The following is a 22,109-nucleotide window of genomic DNA, read 5'->3' as shown; positions in this document are numbered from 1 at the left end:
GATGAGTTCATTATTTGTTGGAGAAGGAAATAAACTAGAAAGTACTATTGACTTTACACGTTTGTTTAAATCAATCATGAGAAATTGGTGGAAAATTTTAATATTTACCATGTTTGTCACCGGTTTATCTATTCCCTTTATTTTGAAATTAACACCAACATACGAGGCTTATGCAACAGTATTATTGAAGGCTCAGCTCGCTAATCCAACCACATTTGATAAAGTGATTGATTTTGATTCTACTCGAAGAGAATACTATGAGACTCAATATCAATTATTAAAATCTCGCCGTGTTATTTCACAAGTGGTAGATAATTTAGAGTTATATGATAAGCCTGAATTTATTGGCAATAAAAACATTAAACTTGATACGTTAGATAAACGAAAAGAACGTAGTCTTCAGTATGTATTAAAACATATGACAATATCACCTATTCGAAAAACGCAATTAGTTGCAATTGGCTTTGAATCAACAACGGCAACAGAGTCTGCTGCTGTTGCTAATGATATTGTTAAAGTGTTTGTTAATTATTCAGTTGAAGATAATCGTGATGCTAATTTAAATACGTCATCATTACTTAAAACTGAAGTAAATGATTTACATAATAGATTGAAAGTAAAGGAAGAAAAGCTTAATGCATTCTTAAAAACTGAAGGACTTATTACTTTTCGTGGAGTTGATGGTTTTCAAACTGAACAGCTATCATTATTGATGGACAATCTAGCAACGGCTAATGCCCAGCGAGTAAATTTAGAGGCTCTTTATAACGTTGTTACCAATTACCAAAAGCAAGGATTTAATGCATTAGCTGCTATTCCTGATGTTTCTCGTCATCCGCAGATGGAAAATTTACGTCAAATGATTATTGAGCAGAAGGCTCAACTTGCAGATCTTCGACATCGCTATGGCCCTAAATACGAGAAAGTTATTCAAGCTCAATCACAGCTGAATATTCTTCAACGCCAAGCAAATGCTTTGATTAATGAAATTGCGGAAGGTATTAAAGAGCAATATAAGTCGTCATTAATTAAGCAAAATCAATTACAAGCTGCTGTTAATAAAAGAACAAATGCATTTCAATTGTTAGGTGAGAAAAAAACAATATATGATAATATGATGGACGATATTAGCCAAACACGTACATTGTATAATCAATTGTTGCAGCGCCAAAATGAAACCCAAGTTAGTGGTCAATTTTCTGAATCTACGGCAAAAGCTATTGATAGCGCTACAATACCATCAAAACCAACTAAGCCTAATAAAAAGTTATTAATTATCGTTGTTGCTATTATGTCATTATTAATTTCTGTCTTATTTGTAATTGTAATGGCTGCTTTAAATAATAAAGTAATCTCTATTAATGAAATAAAGCGCCGTTTAGGTCTCGAAGTTATTGGCGAAATTAAGCTATATGATCAAAATACTACCCCTAAATTAGTATTTGAAAATACTATGGAATTTTCAACATTAGATGAAGCATCGCTTGGTATTCGTAGCCAGTTATTACTATTAAATACTGATGCCAAAACGTTAGCTATAACATCAGCGACTATGGGTGAGGGAAAGTCATTAGTCTCTACATTAGTTGCAAAAACAATGTCAATTGATGCTAAAGTATTATTAGTTGATATGAACCTACGTAATAAAAGTATTACTCATTCTTTTGGCTATGAGAATAATAGTGGTTTAACTGATATTCTTTATAAGTATATATCAGTGCGAGATGCTATTATTCCTTATAAAGGAATTGATATTTTAACTACTGGTAGTAATACGTCTTGTTCACCATTATTAGTACTAACTCATAATAAACTTCTATCATTATTTTCTGAATTAAGAACAAAATATGATTATATTATTATAGATACTCCAGCTGTAAGTGATGCTAAAGATGCAACTTTAATTAGTCAGCTTACTGATGCTATTTTATTTGTAGTTGCTTCTAATTGTAATAGCGCGAATGTTTCTCTATTTTCAATCGATCAGCTTAAACAATATAATGCAAAAGTGATCGGATGTGTATTGAATAAGGTAAGAAAACAAAGCTTAGAATCTAATGAAAATATTTCAGTAATATCATCAAAGGATGTTCTTTTATGAGTTTAATTAAAGGGGCCTCTACCATAGGAGGAGCTTCAGTAATCTCACAATTAATAGGTGCGTTTACTATTTTATTCATGTCATATCGCTTTGGTATGTCGGATGTAGGTAACTATGCACTTACATTTAGTATTATTATGATTGGTGCTCAAATCGCACTCTATGGTTCACATTTTCTATTGCCAAAAGTCGATCCGCAAGATATTGGTAAAGCTGTAGTATTTTGTATGTTGCAATCTTGGGGAATAAGTGTAATTTATATCTATATTGTTAGCTATTTCTTTTCGTTACCATTTTTTGCGATTTACGTTTTAACCGCAAGTTACTCAATGATGATTATTTCTGAGTATGTTTTCTTACGTAATCAAAATTTTAGTCAGTTGGCTATTCAGCGTATATCAGCCACTTCAGTTGTATTTATTGCATTATTAGTGTCATGGAAAGTTGAGTATTTTTATTATATATGGGCTATTGTTCATTTATGTTTGATTGGTTATTGGTTATATAAATGCCTAGATTTCAGTATGTTTTCTAAATCTGATTTCTTGCCTACAACGCAAATTCAGTTTTTCATCAAACACTGGAATCATTTATCACGAGTAGGGACTGCAGAAGTTGTGGCAAATGCAAGCTTACAGTTACCTACAGTATTAATTAACTATTGGTTTAGTCCATTAGTTGCGGGTTACTTTGCTGTTGTTAATCGTTTTTGTTTATCTCCTGTCCTTATTTTGGGTCAGTCGGTACGTAATTATACTTTTTCTAAATGGTCTGAAGATTTTCGTAATAAAGTATTTAACTATGCTGAGTTTAAACAGGTGCGATTGTTTTTAATAACGATCGCATTAATCACGGTTGCGGGTATTTATTTTGTTTATCCATGGTTAACTCAGCATGTATTAGGTGAGCAGTGGATACAATCAGTCGAAACATCGCGCTTAATGTTACCTTATGTCTTTGCAATGCTTGCTTTTGTGCCATTGACTGTTATTGAATTAATATTTGGAAAGCCTAATTATTTTTTACGTATTCAATGTGAACAACTAGTAATAGTTGCGCTAGCGTTTTTTATACTACCATTAATTTATAAAAGTTATACGGTTTCATTATTAGTCTTCACTATATTAACGGCAACAAGATACTTAATGATTTATATTAGTATCAACAAGCATGCACTTATTTTACGTAATAAAGGCGTAGCATAGATGAATACTGGCACCTTTTTTCAGGTTTATGTATTTATTACACTTATATTTAGTGGTACAGCCCAGTATTTTTCAAATATTGATGCTTTTTTATGGTTGCCTTTTATTATGACTATGGTAATGGTTTTGCTAATACCATTACAAACTCGCTATAATTATGAACAATTAGATCAGCTTGAAGCGACGGTTCTTGTACTTTTTGTGGGATTTTTTGTGTTAGCAATAACTACTACTTTGATGCAAGAAGGGTTAAAAACAACTATTGCAGGTATTAAAAATGGGTTAGGTATATCATTATTATTGCCTTGCCTCATACTTGGCTTTTGCCGTGAATCACAATTATATAGAATTACGCAGAAGCTATATTGGATATTTTATGCTCAAATACCATTAGTAATGTATCAAGCTTTAGTTGTTGTGCCTGCTCGTGTGGCTTTTCAAGGTAAAATGGACTCATGGGATTCTGTTGTTGGTACTTTTGGCGGCAGTATGGTCGCTGGAGGTAATGGAGCATCGATGGGCCTATTTACTTTGCTTATAATGATGATGAAATTATCAGAGTATAAGCATGGTGTTGCAAAGCTTTGGTCATTAATATTGCACTTAGCTATAGGTTTTATTATTTGTGTTGTTGCTGAGGTTAAGTTTGTTACGTTGTTAGCGCCATTTTTTCTTCTTTATGTCTATATAAAATCCAGTTACATTAAAGAAGTAAAGGTTATTGATTTTAAATCAATTTTTTTATCTATTGTCGGTATTTTTATTCTATTATCACTAATAATAACGATTCTATCACTTGGTTTTTCAAGTGAATATCAATCACATTCAATGAGCATTTTTGATATTTTTATAGAAAATATTGGTTATATTTTCGATCCGACGATTATTGTTGATGGCCTTGATGGTAATTTAGATGAATTAGGACGTGTTACCGCACTGGCATTTTGGTCATATCATTCTGATATTCATGGTATTGTAAATCAGTTATTTGGCTATGGTTTAAATAGTTCAAATGCTGGCGGAGCAGAGCCTGGCTATATTGCGATGTTATTTGAATTAAGTTTAGGTTCAACAGCGTTAGCTATTTTTTTATGGGAAATTGGCCTTGTTGGTACTGGATTATTATTAGCTATTGTGTTTATTATCTTGCATGGTTCAAAACCACAACCATTATTTTCGATGACGTATTTATCAAAATCAGATATTAAACTATTATCTTATCAACCTGCATTTATCGGATTTATTATTGCAGGTCTAATTACTTTACCTTATTCACCATTATTAGCGTTGATACCTGTATTTCAATTTCAGTTTTATTTTTCGTTAGGTGCAATAATGATTATTCGTAAAGCAACTTTGACTAAAGCAAGAGGTCTACATGCTTGAACTAATAAAAAAAGAGTTAATATTGAATTCGAGTTTAACATCTAAATTTTTTATTGTTAATTTTCGATTAGCGTCTTTTTTTTATAGGGGCGGAATAATAAATAAATTATTTATTATTAACGTTATTGTACTTAAATTACTTAAATTTATTTGTGGGATTGATATATCTCCTAAAACAAAAATAGGCTCTGGTCTAATTTTGTTTCACCCGCAAAATATTGTTATTAATGCTAATAGCGTATTAGGTGATAATATAATGCTTAAACACAATGTAACTATTGGTAATAAAGTCGATCCTATTACAGGTCAGCATATTTCACCAGTCATTGGTAATAATGTTGAATTAAGCCCCGGAGTTATAGTGTTAGGTAATGTTAGTATCGGTGATAATTCAGTTATTGGAGCTGGAGCAATTGTCACTAAAAATATTCCTGAAAATTCAATTGCTGTTGGGAATCCTGCCAAAGTAATTAAACAAGTAGATGAGAGATAATTGATGGATAATAAAGTCAATGTGATTAACTTTGTACCGGAAGAGTTACCATCATATCGTCCAGATGTTGATGTTTTATACTCTAAAGAGTTACCTAAAGAAGGTGTGAATACCACGATTATAGGTATGCCCAAAACAGAAACGGTAAATATTAAGACCGAGGGTAGCACTTTAAAAACCAGTAAAAAAACAACTAATCGTCATTTAGATTCAGTGTGTTACTTTTTTTATGCTGCAAAGCTAGCTTGTAGAGCTAAAAAAGATGGTTTTCACTTAATTCAAGTACGTGACATGGTTTGGGTGGGCTTAATTTGTCTGATAATCGCTAAATTAATCAAGCTACCTTATACCTATTGGGTATCATTTTTATATGCAGAAAGCCGTACGATGCGGGCTAAAGATCAGACTGAAAATATACCTAGTTGGAAACGCCCAATTATTTTAGCTCGTGGCTTGGTTGAAGAATTTATTCTTTATCGCATTATTTTACCTCACTCAGATCGCGTCTATGTCCAAAGTGACTTTATGCTCAATTACATTAAAGATAAAGGTATAAAACCAAGTACGATGATGGTTGTGCCAATGGGGGTTGATATTGAAAAGATTGATGCCTTTGTTAATACAGATGCGATAAAAATACAGCAGTGGGGTGATGCACCAGTTATTGCTTATTTAGGTAGCCTTGATCGATTACGTAAACTTGACGTTATTATTGAAGCATTTAAAGAAGCTAAGGTTACTGTGCCAGATCTTAAATTACTTTTTGTTGGTGATTCTGAAGTGATGAAAGATCGCGAGTTTTTACAACAAACAGCTGATGATATGGGATTGAGTGATGATTTTCATATTACGGGTTGGGTACAAACAGAGCAGGCGTGGGCATATCTTAAAGGTGTCGATATGGTGATTGGTTTTATGAATCGCGGATTGTTGTTAGATGTATCAACACCGACCAAGGCTATGGAATATATGGCACTTAAAAAAGCCATGATTTGTAATGATTCACCGGATCAGCAATTTGTTATTGAACAATCTGGCTGTGGACGAGTGACTGATGGAACGAGCCAATCCTATGCTGCTGCAATGGTTGAATTAGCACAGCATCCAATGACACAAACAGAGTTAGATGCTGGATATAATTATATTAAAAATAACCGTTCTTACGCGTTTATTGGTGAGCAAGTTGCTGCTGATATTAAGAATGTCGTTAATCAAATAAATTCATAATGACTGGTAATTCAATGAAAGTTCTATTTGTTAATAAATTTTTCTTCCCACATGGTGGCGCTGAGACTGTTTTCTTTCAAGAACGCGATATGGTGCAAGAAGCAGGATATCAAGTTATTGATTTTTCAATGAAGCATGAAAAGAATATTCCATCAGATTATGCGGATTTTTTTGTTGATAATGTTGATTACCATGGTAAACATTCTATTTTTGATAATATTAAAGTTGCAGTGAACTTTGTACATAATCAATATGCATGTGATCAATTTGAAAAGCTAATTAAAGCTGAGCAACCTGATATTGTTCATTTCCATAATATTTATCATCAAATCACACCATCAGTGATCAAGATTGCACGAAAATTAGGTTGTAAAACAGTATTAACTGCGCATGATTATAAGTCTGTTTGCCCCAATTACAGCATGCTTGCTGCTGGGGAGAATATTGACTTAGATTGGATCACCGGTAGTAATATTAATCTCTTTAAATACCAGTGGCAGGATGGTTCATGGCCACGCAGTGTATTACTATCATTAGAAGCATTATATCATCGTACGATGAAGAGCTATGAAGCATTAGATGCTTTTATTGCCCCTTGTGAATTTATGAAATCAATGATCTTACGTCAAATTCCATCAGCAAATGTTGATGTAATTGTTAATGGTATTGATGCATCAACCACTGATATTGGTAACGACGGTGGTTACTTCTTATTTTGTGGTCGCTTAACTCAAGAAAAAGGTATTGTGACATTAGCACAAGCACATAGCCAACTTAAAGGTAATACACTGCTTAAAGTATTAGGTACTGGGCCGATGTTTGATCATATTAAGCAACATTTTGATAATGTTGAGTTATTAGGTTTTCAAACCGGGGACGCATTGACAGAAATTATTAAAAATGCGAAAGCGGTTATTGTGCCATCTGAGTGGAATGAAAACTGCTCTATGTCAGTGTTAGAAGCGATGAGCTATGGCAAACCAGTGATTGGGGCAAATATTGGTGGCATTCCTGAGCAAGTATTAGATGGTGAAACGGGCTACTTATTCACAGCGGGTGATGCTGATGATCTTACCGCTAAAATGCAGTCATTAGCAGATGATGAAACATTAGTTGCTGCTATGGGACAAAAAGCACGCGCACGATTATTAAATAAATACTCACTGAAGTTGCATAAAGAAGAGTTGATAAAGCTATATCAATCACTTTTGGCTAATTAATTTTTTATTAATAATAAAATGTTAGTTAGCCCTGATGTTTGTATTTGAAGAGATCCTATTGTGAATAAATCTATTCTAGTTTTAGGTACGCGTGGTATACCCAATGTGCCTGGTGGTGTCGAATCCCATTGTCAGTCGTTATATCCTTTATTGGTTGAAAAATATGCATTAGATATTATATTAACAGCGCGTAAACCTTATGTTCCGTATACTGAGAGTGAGTATGAGGGCGTAAAGTTGAAAGCGTTACCAACGATGACAAATAAATCGTTAGAAGCGCCGTTACATTCATTTTTAGCTGCGTTTTATGCAATAAAAGAAGGGGTCGACATTGTACATGTGCATGCTATTGGTTCTGGTTTAGTTATTCCATTATTACGCTTATTTGGTAAAAAAGTCGTATTTACACACCATAGTCAAAACTATGATCATCAAAAATGGGGTAAGGCCGCGAAATTTATACTTCGTCTTGGTGAAAAGTGGGCAATGAAATATTCATCAGAGGTGATTGTTATCTCTGATTTTATGCAAAATCTAATGAATGAAAAATATGGCCGTAATGACACCCATTTGATTTTTAATGGTGTTAATCCGCCACAATTACCGGCACCAAGTAAGATCAATGATTATTTATCAAAGTATGATCTTAAGCCTCGGGATTATATTATTGCTGTTGGTCGTTTTTCTCAAGAAAAAGGGCTGGATGTTTTATTAGAGGCTTATAAACTTAGTGGTATCAAAAAAAAATTGGTATTAGTTGGTGATAGCGATCATGTTACTGAATATAGTTATAGGCTCAAAAATACAGCAAGAGAGATGGATAACGTTATATTAACGGGTTTCTTATCTGGGGAAGAGTTACATAGTATTTTCTCACAAGCCGATATATTTGTTTTACCATCATTTAGTGAAGGGCTACCGATAGCTTTATTAGAAGCAATGTCATTCTCTTTACCTGCTATTGTTAGTGATATTCCGGCCAATAAAGCGGTACACTTAGATGAGAATTGCTATTTCCCATGTGGAGATAGTCAAAAACTAGCTGCATTACTCACAATGACAGTCGATCAGCCGTTAGTTTGTTATGCCGAATATTTAAAAAAATATGATTGGCAATTAATTGCACAGCAAACTCATGATGTTTTTTTAGCTTTAGATAATGGTTAATCGTAATGGACGAATGTACAGTTGACTCATGCGGTAAATATACGCAAATACAACAAGATGTCATTGATCGTGTTATAACAACAATACCGATAGATGTTTTGAATTCATTGGATTATAAGCAATTAACTGCGATTAAAAAAGCAGTCGCTATTAATAGTGGTTATAATGATCACTATGTTGATTTTCGTCCTGTTATTGGTATCGGGCGTTGGCGTTACTATGCAGTCTTTTTACTAGGTAAAGATCGTCGTAAAGCGCCTCGGAATCAAATGACTATTACGACTATTATTAAAGCAATTCAAATTGTATTTGGACTATTATTTCTATTTATAGCCGCAGTATTAGCTTTATATTTAATTAAATCAGCATTAGGTATTGACATATTTAAACATTTTTCATTTGGTATTTGGGATTATTTTAGATTGCATGTTTTACAATAACTTCAATAAATAATAGTAATTAGTAAATGTTGAATACTTTAATTATATATGTTTTATATTTATGGTTGCAAAATAATATAAGGGTTTAAATAAAATGAAGTGGGTGAAAAAATTTACAGATCAAGATTTTTGGCGTATTGGACTAATTAGAAAGCATCCATTAGATGTGATTGTCAATGGATTAAATGCTTATGATATTCATTGGTTTAATTTCACAGATAAAGATTTTGAAGCTGATCCATTTATATTTAAATTAAACGATAAAGATTATATTGCTTATGAGATTTTTGATTACTCTCATGGCAATGGAAAAATTGAATGTGTTGATTTTGATGGCAAGCGCTATGATTTTTTTGAAGATGTAAATAAAATTTTAGGGCATAAATCATTTCCTTTTATTTTTGAAGAAGAAAAGGAATTATATTCTATTATAGAGACTTCAGACTTAAATGAAATTTCATTGTATAAGTTTAATGGTATTAAGTTTGAAAAGGTAAAAGTATTACTTAGTGATGGTAAGTATATTGATAGCTGCATAAAAAAAATTGATGGAGTATTTTATTTATTTACCTCTACTTCGAATGAGCCTTTTAAGCAGCAGTTATTTTTTGCTGATACTTTATTGGGAAATTACCAACAGCATCCCTGCTCTCCTATCGCAAATGATAACGCTTTTGGTCGAAATGGTGGGCCAATTATCGATCGTGATAATAATTATTACCGTGTTTGCCAAAATTGTGCAATAACATATGGCGGTAGCTTAAAAGTAATGAAAATTACGGTACTATCGAAAACGGCTTATAAAGAAGAATTTTTCAAAGATATAATGCCTGTCACTCCATTTACTGATGGTATCCATACGCTATCATACTGGGGTAATATAACCGTTATTGATTCAAAAAATATATTAACGAAATACAGTAATATATTTAGAAAACTTAATTATTTGGTGATGGTAAAAATTGGTAAGGAAATTCCTTATTTTGATAAATAAATGATTTAAAAAATAAAAACGCCAATTAATTTATGAATCGGCGTTTTTAATAATTATCTTTGGATATTTATCGTATCAATATTATACCAGCTATCAGTAAGCATTCCGTCAATAGCTAGCTTTATTTTAGCTATAGTTGTTGAGGGTTCAACAAGGGCAACATCCAGCTGATAGCTACCGGGTTGAATATCAGCTGGTAAATAGAAGGTATCAACTTGTTTATATATTGGTGTGCTAGTGTGACGATTCTCTGCTGGTAACCATGTACGAATATCATTGTTAGTTGTAAAATAGGATACAATATAATTATCAGCGTTGCGTAAACGCCAGACTACTGGGTAGTTATTATAACTAGGTGCTACACCCACGTTCTTCCATTTTGAAATGATTTTTATCGGTGACGTAGGTACAAAGCGGCTATTTATTTTAACTGATGCTAGTTCAAATCGATAACCAAGTTTCTTAATAAAATTATTAACGAGATCTTTATAGATCACCGGAACATTACCCGACTTTAGGTTAAATAAAGAAGCATGAGAATCTAAAGCGAAGTCAAATGTCTTTTTAACATTATCAAGTGTATAAATACTTTTGTTTTGCGCCCAATAATCTAGATCTTGGCAAACTTCAAAATCAACGGGAGCTTGCTTCCAACGATTAAGAAAATTAGTATCAGCATACATATTTTTTTTATACCCATTGCCTTGAATATGCTCTATGGTGTTTGGATAGCCTTGTTCCATATGATTCCAGCCTGATTGCCAGTCTCCAATACAATCAGCACGCCAGCCAATTCCTCGTTGAGTTGCATAACTAGTAATATCATCATCAGGTGATGTTAAATCAATAGAAAGCTGTTTGTCAGGAAAGGCATCCTGCATTAATGTGATATAGGGTATTAAATCTTTTGTAGTATAGCCATGATGACCAAGTGTTGGTTGTTGATATCCCATTTGTGATGCTAGGTTCCATTCTCCCCAAGTGCCAATTAAGCCAATATCTAAACGTAATATGTTTTTATTATTATTATAATGTTTTCCCATAGCTTTAATAAATCGTTCTAAATTCTCTTTTAAGATGGGATTTTTATAGTCAACGACAAAGTGATTATTATCAGGACAAGTTTGGCCTGTTATCTTATCATCAATTTGTTTTTTTACCCAACAAGGTACTCCTAATATTTTTTTTCCTTCATTAGGTGAAGGGTTATAATAAACTTCATCTTTTCCTGCCATCGTCATAAATCGGATAACTATTTTTTTGCCTAATGCTGCTGCTTGATTAATTGTTTTATCAATAAGTTGAAAGTTATATTTCCCTTGTTGAGGTTCTAATTCCTCCCAATACCAACGAAAATAAACAACCGCGGTTTTTGGATGGCTTGGTATGTTCCACCATGGATCACTATTAATATTAAATGTTTGATGGTCAGTAATACCTATATCAGGATTAATTAAGATATTATCAATGACTGTAGGTGTACTTGTCTGACTTATCTCTTTTGCAATAGCTATACTATTTAATGAGGAAATGATAATAGCAGCCAAACCTATTTTGGCTGTCAATATAATAGATTTTTGATATATATTATAAGCAATGATTTTTTTAGGTTTATGCAGCATGATTATTTATCCGTAAAATATTAAACAATTAAATATAAGTGGTATGTATGGGTTTGATGTTAACTATGCTAATATGAAAGGATATAATAATTATTATTGTAACTTGTATTAGACAATGTAACCTTATATATAACATAGCACGTCTTAATAATAAATAAATTAAGACGTGAGATTTATTTATATATTATTGAATATTTGTTGTAGTAGGAGCAATGTAAGCTTTAGTGCCCCATAATGGCACTGTTGATAAACTATGTTTATAACTACCGGTTGTTGTTTTTGTTGAATATGATAAATACATTAATGTTTCTGACTGAGGATCATAAATTCGACGAATTTTCATTGATTTAAAAAATATACTTTTAGACTTTTTAAAAACGACTTCACCCGATTTTGATTTATCAATATTTGCTATCATTTCAGGCGTTATTTCACCAGTTTGGCGGCATGAAATAGAAGAATCAGAAGGATCGGCCAAACTTAAATCCGCTTCAATACTTGCTATATGACATGTCACACCCGGTACGATTGGGTCAACTAATGTATTTAATTTAATATCTTTAGTAGTAAACATCCCTAAAGAAACATCACCTACTTCATTATCCGAGCAGCCGCTTAGTGTTAATGCGACAGCAATAGTACTCGCGACCATTAAAAATTTTTTCATACAAGACTCCTTGTTAAATGAATCATCTCACTTAAAATTTTAAATTATAGTTTGTTATTATTACGCTAAGTTATACGCGAATTTTTGATCCTTTTCATTATACACTTTTAAAAAAGCGTGTTTGTCATCAACAAATCAGTCTTAGTTGCCTACGATAGAAATAAATATTATCGATTTATTAGTAAAGTTATATTTATATAAGGTTATGAAAAATAAGTGTTATTTGTTATTTTTTCTTGTGAGTTAAAATAAGAGATGTTTCTTAAATGATAATTTTTATTAAAAATAGTCTTTTCAATTGCTAAAATTACACATAGGATGAATGTAGCAATATTGTTATTATAATAATTATCAACGGATGATTATTACTGATTATGAGGAGGATATGATGTCAAATATTCTTGCGTTTCCAGTAAAAGAACAGCCTCGCGATCGTACACCGTTAGAATTAATTGTTGAACAGGAATTGTTAGATTTAGGTGCAGATAGTTACATGGTTGACATTGTTATTGAGCGAATGGAAAAATTTTTAGAACTTGCTTCGTTTGAGTTTGATTTGAAAATGAAAGTGTCTAAAAATTGTTTAGATGAAATGAATCAAAATGTATTTCCTGTAATTTCTGATATGCAAGAATCAATGCGAAATACAATGAATGATATGTTAACTGAGCGTGTGTTACATGAAATTCGACTCTATAATTTAGAGCAACACGCTGTTAGATAAATGACAATCTAACTTTTCTGCATACAGTTCGATAAATTCTATTTAATGCCGCTGGTTAATGATCATTATCTCAGCGGCTATTTACTCTTTTTTATCCCTAATTGCCAAATTTTTTCTGCTTGACTGCCTATTGCCCAAAAACTTAATGCTAATATCGCAAAAAAGAGGGCTTTGTGTAATGTGTCCCAGAAGTATTCAAAATAACGACTATAGAGACACAGTAGTAAAAAGATAATGCCAAAAGTGCGAATTAAAGCATTGTTGTTTTTAATTCCGTAAAAAATGGAGCCTATGGTGATAAGAAGCATTGCTACACTCCAGCCCCAGAGTTCGATCTGTTTCACATCAGACCAAGCTTGTAAACTGTCATAGTTTCCAAATATAGTTAGCATCCATAGGGCATTAAAGAAATAAATTAATCCAATAAATAGAGTGGCTTCTTTAGCGAAATAAAATCGGCTGTGGGGCTGAAAGAGAGCACTTAGCCCTACAATCAACATACCCACAAAAATGAACCGTAATGGAATATTCATTCCCCAAAAGAGAAAATGATCTGGTGCAAGGTAAGATGTCTCCGTTAGCACCCATAAGCCAATCCCTAATAGAGAAAATAACCATACTAAAACAGATCGAAGCTGAAAGTCGATTATTGCATAAGCTATTGTGGGGATGAGTATAAACATACTTTCACGCCAATTTAGCGCTAAAGTGGTGTGACTGAGAAACCCACTCGCAACTGCCGTTATGAGTACGCCAAAAAAGAACATAGCTTCATTGCTGACGGTTTTTTCTGGGTGGTGTTGGCGGCGTTTAATACCAACATAAAATAATAGCCCAGCCAGTATCGTACTCAATAACGTTAATACACTTGCTGGTGTGTTAATAAGACGCGAAATTAATGCAATTAGATAATCATCAGCGACTAATAAGAACACGGAAAGAATGAAACAAGCGATAGCAATCCAGAAGGAATAGACAGCGAGTAGCTTCCAATCAAAACTAATTATATGGTAACTCTGGCGTAACTTCAGCGCCTGTTGGTCATCAATCAGCTGCTGTTGCTGCCATTGTGTGATGGTTTCACTAAGCAGTTGTCCCTGACGCTTATTAACTTTTATATCCATATCAGTTCCAGATAGTATCGAGCATGTATTATCTTATAGTGCTGTAATCATTGTAACTGATGGTAAGCCGTAATGGCATAAATGTTTATTTTTTATACTAATAGTGATCATTACAAGATAGGCATTAATGATAAACACTGACGACATAGGCAAGTATTCGTTGAATTTGTGAGTGTTTGACGTGGTTCAATCTCAAAGCACCAACAAGTTGATTTTCCAGCTTGAATATCACATTGCGCTGGTTGTTGACATTGCGGACACGAATGGGTTGATGTTATTGCTTTTATTTCAGCCATGATAGCCAGTTGCTGGTGTTCTGGATAAGCTATCCAGTGGCTGATTTCTGTCATTGTGCGTAAGCAGCCACTGCAAATTCCCGCATTGTTTTTACATTTAGCGACACAAGGTGATTTCACGTTTTATACTCATTAATAAGCCATGTTCAATAATCAATATGCTAACGATTAATAAGTGTAAATGCTACTTTCGCTACCATGATAATATGGTAGTTGTTTGTTTAAATCACTTAATCTATTTATGACGCTACTTGTTTTAACACCTCATAGATTGCAATATTCTCTTGTGATAAATGATGGCTTGGTATTGTGAGTGTAGGGACGTGCTTCATACCAATTTTAATCATGACATTTTCGGGACCTGAGACTGTTTTTAAGTGCCGTCCATAAAGGTGGTGTAAATTAAGCTTATTAAATCCAAACTCTTTTATGCGTTCAACAGCTTCTGTACAGTAACCATTACCCCAAAAAGGGACACCAATCCAATAACCCAGTTGTGCACTGTGCTGGTTAATGTTTTCTAATCCTGCACAGCCTATAAGTTGGTGATTACTTTTAAGCGTAATAGCAAAAATAGCGGACTGGTGACTATGCCAGCCGGCTAAATGTTTTCCGATCCATTTTCCAGCCAAACCATCAGAATAAGGGTGTGGAACACTGATCGTACCGTTTGCGATATCAACATTGCCTGCTAGTCGTTGAATCTTGGTTGAGTCGGATAATTCTAAAGGACGCAGTATTAAGCGTTCAGTCGTTAGTAGTGGTTGATTTTTAGTCATAGAAGATGCTCACATATATGGCTCGATGTGACTATTAATCAATAAATATAAATTAATTTATAGGGCTACGATCAATTATTGAGTAGGTTACTGGCTTAAATAGTGGAATCTGTGGAGTCACACTGAATTATTGTTAAGTACTGGATCTCGAAGTCGTGTTTATTTAAGGATCTTTGATTGTGGTTTGATTGATTAGGTGGGGGTGGGCTTCACTAAAATGAATTAATTTCATTAAGGCCAATTTAATAAAGCGATGAATATGTTGTTTTATCAGCCATCCTGTTCCGATAAATTTAGGTGAAAAGGTCATGTGGTACATGATTTTTGTTTGCTCTGCATTGATACTGATAAATTTAATCCAGCTACCATGTTCGGCAATGGGGGCTCCGGTGATAATTTTATAATGAAGATGTTCATTTTCTTTGAAATCAATAATCTGTTCTTGATAAGTAAAAAAACCGTTGTTCACTTCACGAATCGCGCCAATCCCATTATTATGTGGCTTACCTGTACGCAGTAAGATGTAATTGGCATTGAAGAACCGATGTAGTTGCTCATGATCTGAGAGTAAGGCAAACAAGACCTTTCTAGGTGCATTGGCTGTAAGTTCAATCGAGATACTGTGTATTGTCATTATGTTTTCCCAAATCTGAAACCTTTTCGCATCATTAAGCATAGATGTTAGGACGATATTTGCATTCTAATAATACTTAAAAAACCAAAAATAACTGTTGCCGGCAACGTTTAGGCAAAGAGAAGCGAAATATACGATCTTTAAAAAATAATTATTAAAGAGTGATGAAATAAAAAAGGGTATTTTTACCTTGTTTAGCAATATGTTAGCTTTAATTTAATCATATAATTAATAAAATGAAGAGATATATCACAAAAAAACAGATGAGAAGAGTTGTCAAAGTGTAAAAATATAATTATATTAACTGTGTTGATATAGATCGTTAGGTGAAAGTTAATTCAAAAACCAGAAAGTCTTAGTTTATATTCTTTCCTAAATTACCCTCCACGAAGTCTTATCACAGTGATATTTATTCACAATTGAACTTGTTGGTAGAAGTTGTTGTCATAAATAGATATACACACAAGAAGTTGTTCATAATAATTCAATTAATGTGTCATTATAGTGTCATATAACATTGGTTAAGTAGAACACGAATAGTCGAGTAAGAACGGTATTAATACATAGTGATATCAACCTTGCTCATTGGGAAAAAAATGAGAGGTTTATAATGAAAACACGTAGTCGCAGACAGTGGTTTTACCATAAAAATCAAACAACTAAAGCTATAAAAGCTTAAGTTTGAATAAAACATTTCTTTAATAGGCAATAAAGGAATGAATACATTTAATTATCCTCTAATTAAATGTTTGTTGAAGATTGTTTATTACAAATATCAACTGCCAAAGTGGCCAGAAATCTATATTCGCGTTAGAAAATTTCTGGCTAACTTATATCTCCTTTAATAATTTAAATCCTTATTTATTTCATTTTACATAAAAGCAAACGTTTGCATTGGTGCTTGGCTCAATGTGAATACTTATATATGCAATTTTTATTATTATCTATATAACGAGCCACCAAGAACAATATCAATTGGTAGAACTTTTAGTGGCATATTACCGATATAAATATTACCGTCGACGACCAGTTTATTCGGTAAGGTTTGAATTTGGCTATATTGCAGCAATAAGTCACCTTTAACATAAAGGTTATCAGGGAGTTTTTTGAGTTGAGTATGTGCAACACTAAGATCACCGAGTACTCGTAAACCAAAGTTAAGCTCTTTAATTTTAGAGTAAGCAAGATTGATATACCCATCAACGTTGAGAGCTAAAGGTAAGTGCTCTATGCTGCTATAAGCTAAATTAAGGTTCCCCTTCACCGTAAGGCGTAAAGGCAGCATGCTGATGCGGCTATTTTCGAGATTAAGATTGCCGTTCACGATTAAGGGATCAGGTAAGCGAATATTGCCGCTGTCTGTTAGTGAAAGATTACCATAGCTATCTTGATAGTTGAGTAAATGGATCGGGGTTAATGCCATTGCGGGTTGTGCTATCACAAAACACATCACACATAATAGCTGTTTAACAATACACATATAAATAGACCTGAATTTTGTAATAATAAAGACAACAATATATCGACATCGAGGTGCATTTCTTTAATGTGAACCGATACTGATAACAATCGTTTATTGCCATTTTTGTTTGTCTCTCTATTCAATGTATAATCAGCGCCCATTTGGTTATAGAGAGGGATCTGTGATGAATAAAGTTGTATTACTCGATCATATTCAACAGCAGTTAGAGCTGACATTACACATAGCAACTGAAGCTGCAATGCGTGCTTACAATACCGCAACAGACGATGAAAATGTTGCTGAAAATAAATATGATACTTTTGCATTAGAAGCTTCATATCTTGCTCATGGTCAGGCACAACGGGTTGCTGAATGTAAAGCTGATATTAGTGCATATCAACATTTATTGGCTGCAATGCCAACCCAGCAAGATACGGTTGTAGTTGGGCATTTGGTTGTTTTAGAAGATCATGACGGCAATGTGAAAAATGTATTTTTAGGCCCTGCCGCTGGCGGATTAAAGTTTACGATTGATGGACAAGATGTGATTATCGTGACACCGACGTCTCCTTTTGGTGAAGCATTACTTGGGCGTAGTATTGATGAAGAAGTCGATATTCATATTAATAACAATGTTATATGGTTTGATGTGATCAGTATTAAATAATGTTATTAACGCTTATTGAAACTGATCACAATGACGTTGATAATAAAAATGTAAATGCTCAATAAGTAGTTTAACTTTCGTTGGTTGTTGTTTGGTATAAGGATATACCGCATAAATACCTAATGATTTAGCCACATAAGGTGCTAATACTTCAATTAATGTGCCTTGAGCTAAGTCTTGAGCCACTAATACTTTGGGTACATAAACTAATCCTTGACCGTGCAATGCGGCTCCACGTAATGCTGAAGCGTTATTGGTCGTAAAATTACCATGAACATGGATGGTATGAGAACCTAGTTTGTCGTTGACGAGCCAAGCATTAGCTCCTGTTTCTTGAAAGCTATAACCTAAGCAATTATGGTGACTTAATTGTTCTGTATTAGTGGGGGTTCCATGTCGTGCAAGATAACTAGGCGCGCCACAGATAACCCAACGAGCTTCAACTAATTGCCTCGCAATAAAGCTTGAATCAGGCATTGCACCAGTACGAATGGCTAAATCAAACCCTTCTTGTACCAAGTCAACAAAACGATTATCAAGATCCATTTCAATATGAATATCGGGATATTTCTCACTAAACGCGGCAATTGCCTCTGGCAGAATAAGCTCTCCTGAAATAGTGGGGACGGTTAATCGAATAGTGCCCGTTAAGCTTTCACCTAAACCATTCATTGCATCATTAGCATTTTGAACGGCGTTATAAACTTCTCTGGCATGGTGATAAAACACTTCACCAGCTTCTGTTAGGGTTAATTTACGGGTAGTACGGTAAATAAGTTGCACGCCTAATGCTGTTTCTAATCCCGTAATACGCTTGCTGACAACGGACTTAGTTAAACCGATATGCTCGGCTGCTTTACTAAATGATCCTGTTTCAATTAGATGATAGAACAGTAATAAATTTTTAGTGGTTTGCATTAGTATAGTTTTTGCAACACAGATGTGAATTAATCAATATATATCAACTATACCTATAGCAGTAAAATTATTCATCCTTTATTAAAATAATTAGCATGGAAATTATGCTTAACAATAATTATATGGAGCAATGATGCAGCCTGTTTATACGGATTTAATAGAACAATTACGCCAACAAATTGATGAAAAAAGAATTATTACTGATCCAACATTACTATTTGCTTATGGTACTGATGCCAGTTTTTACCGTTTGTTACCGCAATTAGTTCTACAGCTTGACACGCTTGATGAAGTTATTTTTGCCGTTAAAATGTGTTACGAGCGTGAAATTGCCGTTACTTTTCGAGCAGCGGGAACGAGCCTTTCTGGACAAGCTCAATCAGATTCAGTGTTAATTACATTAACGCGTCGGTGGCGTGATTATAAAGTGCTAAATGAGGGGGCTCAAATTTGGCTGCAGCCGGGGATTATTGGCGCAGAGGCAAATACTATTTTAGCGCCCTTTGGACGTAAAATTGGCCCCGATCCTGGCTCTATTAATAGCTGTAAAATTGGAGGTATTGTTGCCAATAATGCCTCTGGAATGTGTTGTGGTACCTCACAAAATAGCTATCGTACTATTGCTGGAATGACGGTAGTATTGGCTGATGGTACGCTACTTAATACGTTGGATCTTAATAGTATTGCTGCGTTTAAAAAAAGCCATGCTGAGATGATTTCTGAATTGATGTTATTAGTGAGTGAATGTCAGGCTAACCGTGTTTTAGCTGATAAGATTCGCCATAAATACCGCTTAAAAAATACCACGGGTTACAGTTTAAATGCGCTGGTGGATTTTGATGATCCCATTGATGTGTTACAGCACTTATTTATTGGTTCAGAAGGAACATTAGGTTTTATTGCCGATGTTACTTATAACACCGTTATCAACCATGCATTTAAAGCATCGGGGCTGTTTGTTTTTGCTGATATAGAGCAAACATGTCTCGCTGTGAGTCAACTGAGTAAAACCCGTGTTGCAGCGGTAGAGTTAATGGATAACCGTTCATTGGCATCTGTGGCAGAAAAACCCGGTATGCCACGTTTTATTGCTCAATTAGGTATTGATGGTAATACCGAAGCTGCGGCTTTATTGATTGAGTTACATGCTGAAGATGAGCTAGATTTAGATCTTCAAAGTGATGGCATACAACAGATAATCAATGCTTTTTCACCAATTGAACAAGTGAAATTTAGCCGTGATGCAAAGGTTTGTGATCAATTATGGGGCATTCGTAAAGAACTGTTTCCTGCCGTTGGCGCAGTTCGAGATAGTGGTACAACCGTAATTATTGAAGATGTCGCTTTTCCTATCACTCAACTGGCTCCTGCTGTACGCGACTTACAAACATTATTTGTACAATATAAATATCATGAAGCCATTATATTCGGTCATGCTTTAGCGGGCAATTTACACTTTGTTTTTACACAGGCATTTGATACACAGCCTGAAATTGAACGCTACAGTGCTTTTATGGACGCTGTCGCTCAATTGGTTGCTGTTGATTATCAAGGTTCATTAAAAGCAGAACATGGTACTGGTCGTAATATGGCACCGTTTATTGAACTTGAATGGGGAAATGACGGTTATCAACTTATGCTGGCGATCAAAGGTATTTTTGATACTCGTGGTATCTTAAATCCAGGAGTGATCATTAATGCCGATAAAAAATCACATATTAAAAATTTAAAAGCCATGCCTGTTGCAGATGAACTGATTGATAAATGTGTGGAGTGTGGTTTTTGTGAGCCTGTGTGTCCTTCGCGTAATTTATCATTAACCCCACGTCAGCGTAATACTGTGTTTCGTGAAATATCTCGTTTACGGCGTAGTGATGAGGATCCGGCTCGTTTAGCGGCGATGGAAAAAACCTACCGTTACTATGGGCTCGATACATGTGCAGCAACCGGTTTATGTGCAGATCGTTGTCCTGTTGGCATTAATACTGGTGATTTAGTTCGAAAATTACGCCAAAATCATACTGAAAAAGCAAAGAAAATAGCATCATGGACAGGAAATCATTTTGCAACGGTAACTGCGTCAGCGAAAGCTGGGCTTACGATGGCAAGCCAGATGCATAAAGTATTGGGTACGAATAGAATGCGTAAGTTGACCTATAAAGCTTATCAACTATCAGGCCATAAAATACCGCAGTGGACACCTCATTTACCTCTACCTGCGACTAAAATCGTTGCGCCAGTTATTAATGGTATTACTAAAGAACGTGTCGTGTACTTTCCAAGTTGTGCCGCACGAAATATGGGAGCTGAAGCGCAAGCAAAGGATCCGCGGGCATTAGCTGAAGTTACAGTATCGTTATTGGAAAAAGCGGGCTATGAGGTTATTTTACCTGCTGATTTAGAGAATCAATGTTGTGGAATGCCTTATACAAGTAAGGGCTTTCCTGAAACCGCACATCTTAAAGCGCAACAATTAGAGCAAGCATTGTGGTCAGCCTCAGAACAAGGGTTATATCCAATTTTGATGGATACCAGTCCGTGTGCTAGCACTAGCAAGCAATATTTACGTAAAGAATTAACTATTTATGAGCCATTTAAATTTGTTGCTGAGTTTGTTTTATCAAGATTAAAAATCACTCCACAAATAGAGCCTGTGATGCTGCATATTACTTGTACTTCACGGCGCCAAAGTTTAGCACCACTGATTGAGCAAGTGACTAAAGCATGTGCAGTGAATGTAATTATACCCGACGATATTAGTTGTTGCGGTTTTGCTGGAGACAAAGGTTTTACTACGCCAGAGCTTAACGCTAGTGCACTTGCGCCATTAAAAGCACAGGTGCCAGTTGAATGTAGTGAAGGGTATTCAAATAGCCGAACTTGTGAAATTGGCTTATCAGAACACAGCGGTATTGAATACCGCTCTATTTTATATTTAGTAGATAAAGTAAGTTGCTTACATTAATACAGAGTGACTTAGTTA

The 22,109-nt window shown here is 34.3% G+C and carries 20 protein-coding genes; 12 read left to right on the top strand and 8 right to left on the bottom strand.

Translation table 11 applies throughout. The features are described 5' to 3' along the window. Position 1 precedes the first annotated feature (1 nt). The 9 genes from VXS03_RS03860 (at position 2) to VXS03_RS03820 (ending at position 10,233) form a co-directional block, all read left to right on the top strand. Positions 2-2,101 carry a GumC family protein gene (locus VXS03_RS03860; RefSeq protein ID WP_327762090.1) on the top strand — a complete coding sequence of 700 codons (2,100 nt, stop codon included), beginning with the start codon at positions 2-4 and terminating at the stop codon, positions 2,099-2,101. Further along, entirely contained in the window at positions 2,098-3,306 is a 1,209-nt protein-coding gene (locus VXS03_RS03855) for a lipopolysaccharide biosynthesis protein (RefSeq protein WP_327762089.1), read from the top strand. The genes VXS03_RS03860 and VXS03_RS03855 overlap by 4 nt, the downstream gene beginning before the upstream one ends. Beyond that, positions 3,307-4,692: a capsular biosynthesis protein gene (locus VXS03_RS03850; protein WP_327762088.1), complete on the top strand. Its 1,386-nt coding sequence runs from the start codon at positions 3,307-3,309 to the stop codon at positions 4,690-4,692. Beyond that, positions 4,685-5,185, top strand: a complete 501-nt coding sequence (locus VXS03_RS03845; protein ID WP_327762087.1) for a serine O-acetyltransferase — start codon at positions 4,685-4,687, stop codon at positions 5,183-5,185. The genes VXS03_RS03850 and VXS03_RS03845 overlap by 8 nt, the downstream gene beginning before the upstream one ends. 3 nt (positions 5,186-5,188) lie before the next feature. Continuing rightward, the gene (locus VXS03_RS03840) at positions 5,189-6,412 is read left to right on the top strand and encodes a glycosyltransferase (RefSeq protein ID WP_327762086.1); all 1,224 of its coding nucleotides are present in this window, start codon (positions 5,189-5,191) and stop codon (positions 6,410-6,412) included. A 14-nt stretch (positions 6,413-6,426) separates the two neighbouring features. Further along, positions 6,427-7,632: a glycosyltransferase family 4 protein gene (locus tag VXS03_RS03835; RefSeq protein WP_327762085.1), complete on the top strand. Its 1,206-nt coding sequence runs from the start codon at positions 6,427-6,429 to the stop codon at positions 7,630-7,632. A gap of 60 nt (positions 7,633-7,692) precedes the next feature. Continuing rightward, positions 7,693-8,799 carry a glycosyltransferase family 4 protein gene (locus VXS03_RS03830; RefSeq protein WP_327762084.1) on the top strand — a complete coding sequence of 369 codons (1,107 nt, stop codon included), beginning with the start codon at positions 7,693-7,695 and terminating at the stop codon, positions 8,797-8,799. Positions 8,800-8,804: 5 nt separating this feature from the next. Further along, positions 8,805-9,239 carry a hypothetical protein gene (locus VXS03_RS03825; protein ID WP_327762083.1) on the top strand — a complete coding sequence of 145 codons (435 nt, stop codon included), beginning with the start codon at positions 8,805-8,807 and terminating at the stop codon, positions 9,237-9,239. A 94-nt stretch (positions 9,240-9,333) separates the two neighbouring features. Next, positions 9,334-10,233, top strand: coding sequence for a glucosamine inositolphosphorylceramide transferase family protein (locus VXS03_RS03820; protein ID WP_327762082.1), 900 nt, complete (start codon positions 9,334-9,336; stop codon positions 10,231-10,233). Positions 10,234-10,286: 53 nt separating this feature from the next. Here the strand turns inward: VXS03_RS03820 and VXS03_RS03815 are convergent, their stop codons facing one another. After that, positions 10,287-11,855, bottom strand: coding sequence for a DUF4832 domain-containing protein (locus VXS03_RS03815; RefSeq protein WP_327762081.1), 1,569 nt, complete (start codon positions 11,853-11,855; stop codon positions 10,287-10,289). Between the two features lie 184 nt (positions 11,856-12,039). After that, a complete protein-coding gene (locus VXS03_RS03810; RefSeq protein WP_327762080.1) occupies positions 12,040-12,522 on the bottom strand; it encodes a CreA family protein in 483 nt (160 codons plus the stop codon). Positions 12,523-12,910: 388 nt separating this feature from the next. On the opposite strand from VXS03_RS03810, the gene VXS03_RS03805 reads away from it, so the two are divergent. Then, complete coding sequence (locus VXS03_RS03805) at positions 12,911-13,246, top strand: hypothetical protein (protein ID WP_327762079.1); 336 nt, start codon at positions 12,911-12,913, stop codon at positions 13,244-13,246. Between the two features lie 77 nt (positions 13,247-13,323). Here the strand turns inward: VXS03_RS03805 and VXS03_RS03800 are convergent, their stop codons facing one another. From VXS03_RS03800 to VXS03_RS03780, 5 genes are all read right to left on the bottom strand, one after another. After that, complete coding sequence (locus VXS03_RS03800) at positions 13,324-14,370, bottom strand: hypothetical protein (protein ID WP_327762078.1); 1,047 nt, start codon at positions 14,368-14,370, stop codon at positions 13,324-13,326. Between the two features lie 110 nt (positions 14,371-14,480). Further along, positions 14,481-14,786 (bottom strand): cysteine-rich CWC family protein, encoded by a 306-nt coding sequence (locus tag VXS03_RS03795; protein WP_327762077.1) that lies wholly within the window; start codon positions 14,784-14,786, stop codon positions 14,481-14,483. Positions 14,787-14,905: 119 nt separating this feature from the next. Beyond that, positions 14,906-15,445: a GNAT family N-acetyltransferase gene (locus VXS03_RS03790; protein ID WP_327762075.1), complete on the bottom strand. Its 540-nt coding sequence runs from the start codon at positions 15,443-15,445 to the stop codon at positions 14,906-14,908. A 163-nt stretch (positions 15,446-15,608) separates the two neighbouring features. Further along, positions 15,609-16,079, bottom strand: coding sequence for an SRPBCC family protein (locus tag VXS03_RS03785; RefSeq protein WP_327762074.1), 471 nt, complete (start codon positions 16,077-16,079; stop codon positions 15,609-15,611). A gap of 940 nt (positions 16,080-17,019) precedes the next feature. Further along, positions 17,020-17,559 carry a hypothetical protein gene (locus tag VXS03_RS03780; protein ID WP_327762073.1) on the bottom strand — a complete coding sequence of 180 codons (540 nt, stop codon included), beginning with the start codon at positions 17,557-17,559 and terminating at the stop codon, positions 17,020-17,022. A 166-nt stretch (positions 17,560-17,725) separates the two neighbouring features. Between VXS03_RS03780 and VXS03_RS03775 the strand changes: the two genes are divergently transcribed. Next, positions 17,726-18,208 carry a GreA/GreB family elongation factor gene (locus VXS03_RS03775; protein ID WP_327762072.1) on the top strand — a complete coding sequence of 161 codons (483 nt, stop codon included), beginning with the start codon at positions 17,726-17,728 and terminating at the stop codon, positions 18,206-18,208. Between the two features lie 12 nt (positions 18,209-18,220). Here the strand turns inward: VXS03_RS03775 and VXS03_RS03770 are convergent, their stop codons facing one another. Continuing rightward, positions 18,221-19,126 carry a LysR family transcriptional regulator gene (locus tag VXS03_RS03770; protein ID WP_327762071.1) on the bottom strand — a complete coding sequence of 302 codons (906 nt, stop codon included), beginning with the start codon at positions 19,124-19,126 and terminating at the stop codon, positions 18,221-18,223. 130 nt (positions 19,127-19,256) lie between these two features. Here VXS03_RS03770 and VXS03_RS03765 point away from each other — a divergent pair, with 130 nt between their 5' ends. Continuing rightward, on the top strand, positions 19,257-22,091 hold the full coding sequence (locus VXS03_RS03765) for an FAD-binding and (Fe-S)-binding domain-containing protein (protein ID WP_327762069.1): 2,835 nt from the start codon (positions 19,257-19,259) through the stop codon (positions 22,089-22,091). Positions 22,092-22,109 lie beyond the last annotated feature (18 nt).

The organism is Photobacterium sp. S4TG1, from assembly GCF_036040035.1.
Classification (GTDB): Bacteria; Pseudomonadota; Gammaproteobacteria; order Enterobacterales; family Vibrionaceae; genus Photobacterium.
The sequence above is the reverse complement of the archived record's forward strand: the minus strand, read 5'-3'. Positions and strand labels throughout refer to the sequence as shown.

Coding starts and splice junctions, on each gene's coding strand:
- VXS03_RS03815 (WP_327762081.1), bottom strand. CDS start 11,855: ATGCTGCATAAACCTAAAAAAATCATTGCTTATAATATATATCAAAAA.
- VXS03_RS03845 (WP_327762087.1), top strand. CDS start 4,685: ATGCTTGAACTAATAAAAAAAGAGTTAATATTGAATTCGAGTTTAACA.
- VXS03_RS03775 (WP_327762072.1), top strand. CDS start 17,726: ATGAATAAAGTTGTATTACTCGATCATATTCAACAGCAGTTAGAGCTG.
- VXS03_RS03785 (WP_327762074.1), bottom strand. CDS start 16,079: ATGACAATACACAGTATCTCGATTGAACTTACAGCCAATGCACCTAGA.
- VXS03_RS03805 (WP_327762079.1), top strand. CDS start 12,911: ATGTCAAATATTCTTGCGTTTCCAGTAAAAGAACAGCCTCGCGATCGT.
- VXS03_RS03780 (WP_327762073.1), bottom strand. CDS start 17,559: ATGTGTATTGTTAAACAGCTATTATGTGTGATGTGTTTTGTGATAGCA.
- VXS03_RS03810 (WP_327762080.1), bottom strand. CDS start 12,522: ATGAAAAAATTTTTAATGGTCGCGAGTACTATTGCTGTCGCATTAACA.
- VXS03_RS03855 (WP_327762089.1), top strand. CDS start 2,098: ATGAGTTTAATTAAAGGGGCCTCTACCATAGGAGGAGCTTCAGTAATC.
- VXS03_RS03835 (WP_327762085.1), top strand. CDS start 6,427: ATGAAAGTTCTATTTGTTAATAAATTTTTCTTCCCACATGGTGGCGCT.
- VXS03_RS03765 (WP_327762069.1), top strand. CDS start 19,257: ATGATGCAGCCTGTTTATACGGATTTAATAGAACAATTACGCCAACAA.
- VXS03_RS03840 (WP_327762086.1), top strand. CDS start 5,189: ATGGATAATAAAGTCAATGTGATTAACTTTGTACCGGAAGAGTTACCA.
- VXS03_RS03860 (WP_327762090.1), top strand. CDS start 2: ATGAGTTCATTATTTGTTGGAGAAGGAAATAAACTAGAAAGTACTATT.
- VXS03_RS03850 (WP_327762088.1), top strand. CDS start 3,307: ATGAATACTGGCACCTTTTTTCAGGTTTATGTATTTATTACACTTATA.
- VXS03_RS03800 (WP_327762078.1), bottom strand. CDS start 14,370: ATGGATATAAAAGTTAATAAGCGTCAGGGACAACTGCTTAGTGAAACC.
- VXS03_RS03770 (WP_327762071.1), bottom strand. CDS start 19,126: ATGCAAACCACTAAAAATTTATTACTGTTCTATCATCTAATTGAAACA.
- VXS03_RS03790 (WP_327762075.1), bottom strand. CDS start 15,445: ATGACTAAAAATCAACCACTACTAACGACTGAACGCTTAATACTGCGT.
- VXS03_RS03820 (WP_327762082.1), top strand. CDS start 9,334: ATGAAGTGGGTGAAAAAATTTACAGATCAAGATTTTTGGCGTATTGGA.
- VXS03_RS03825 (WP_327762083.1), top strand. CDS start 8,805: ATGGACGAATGTACAGTTGACTCATGCGGTAAATATACGCAAATACAA.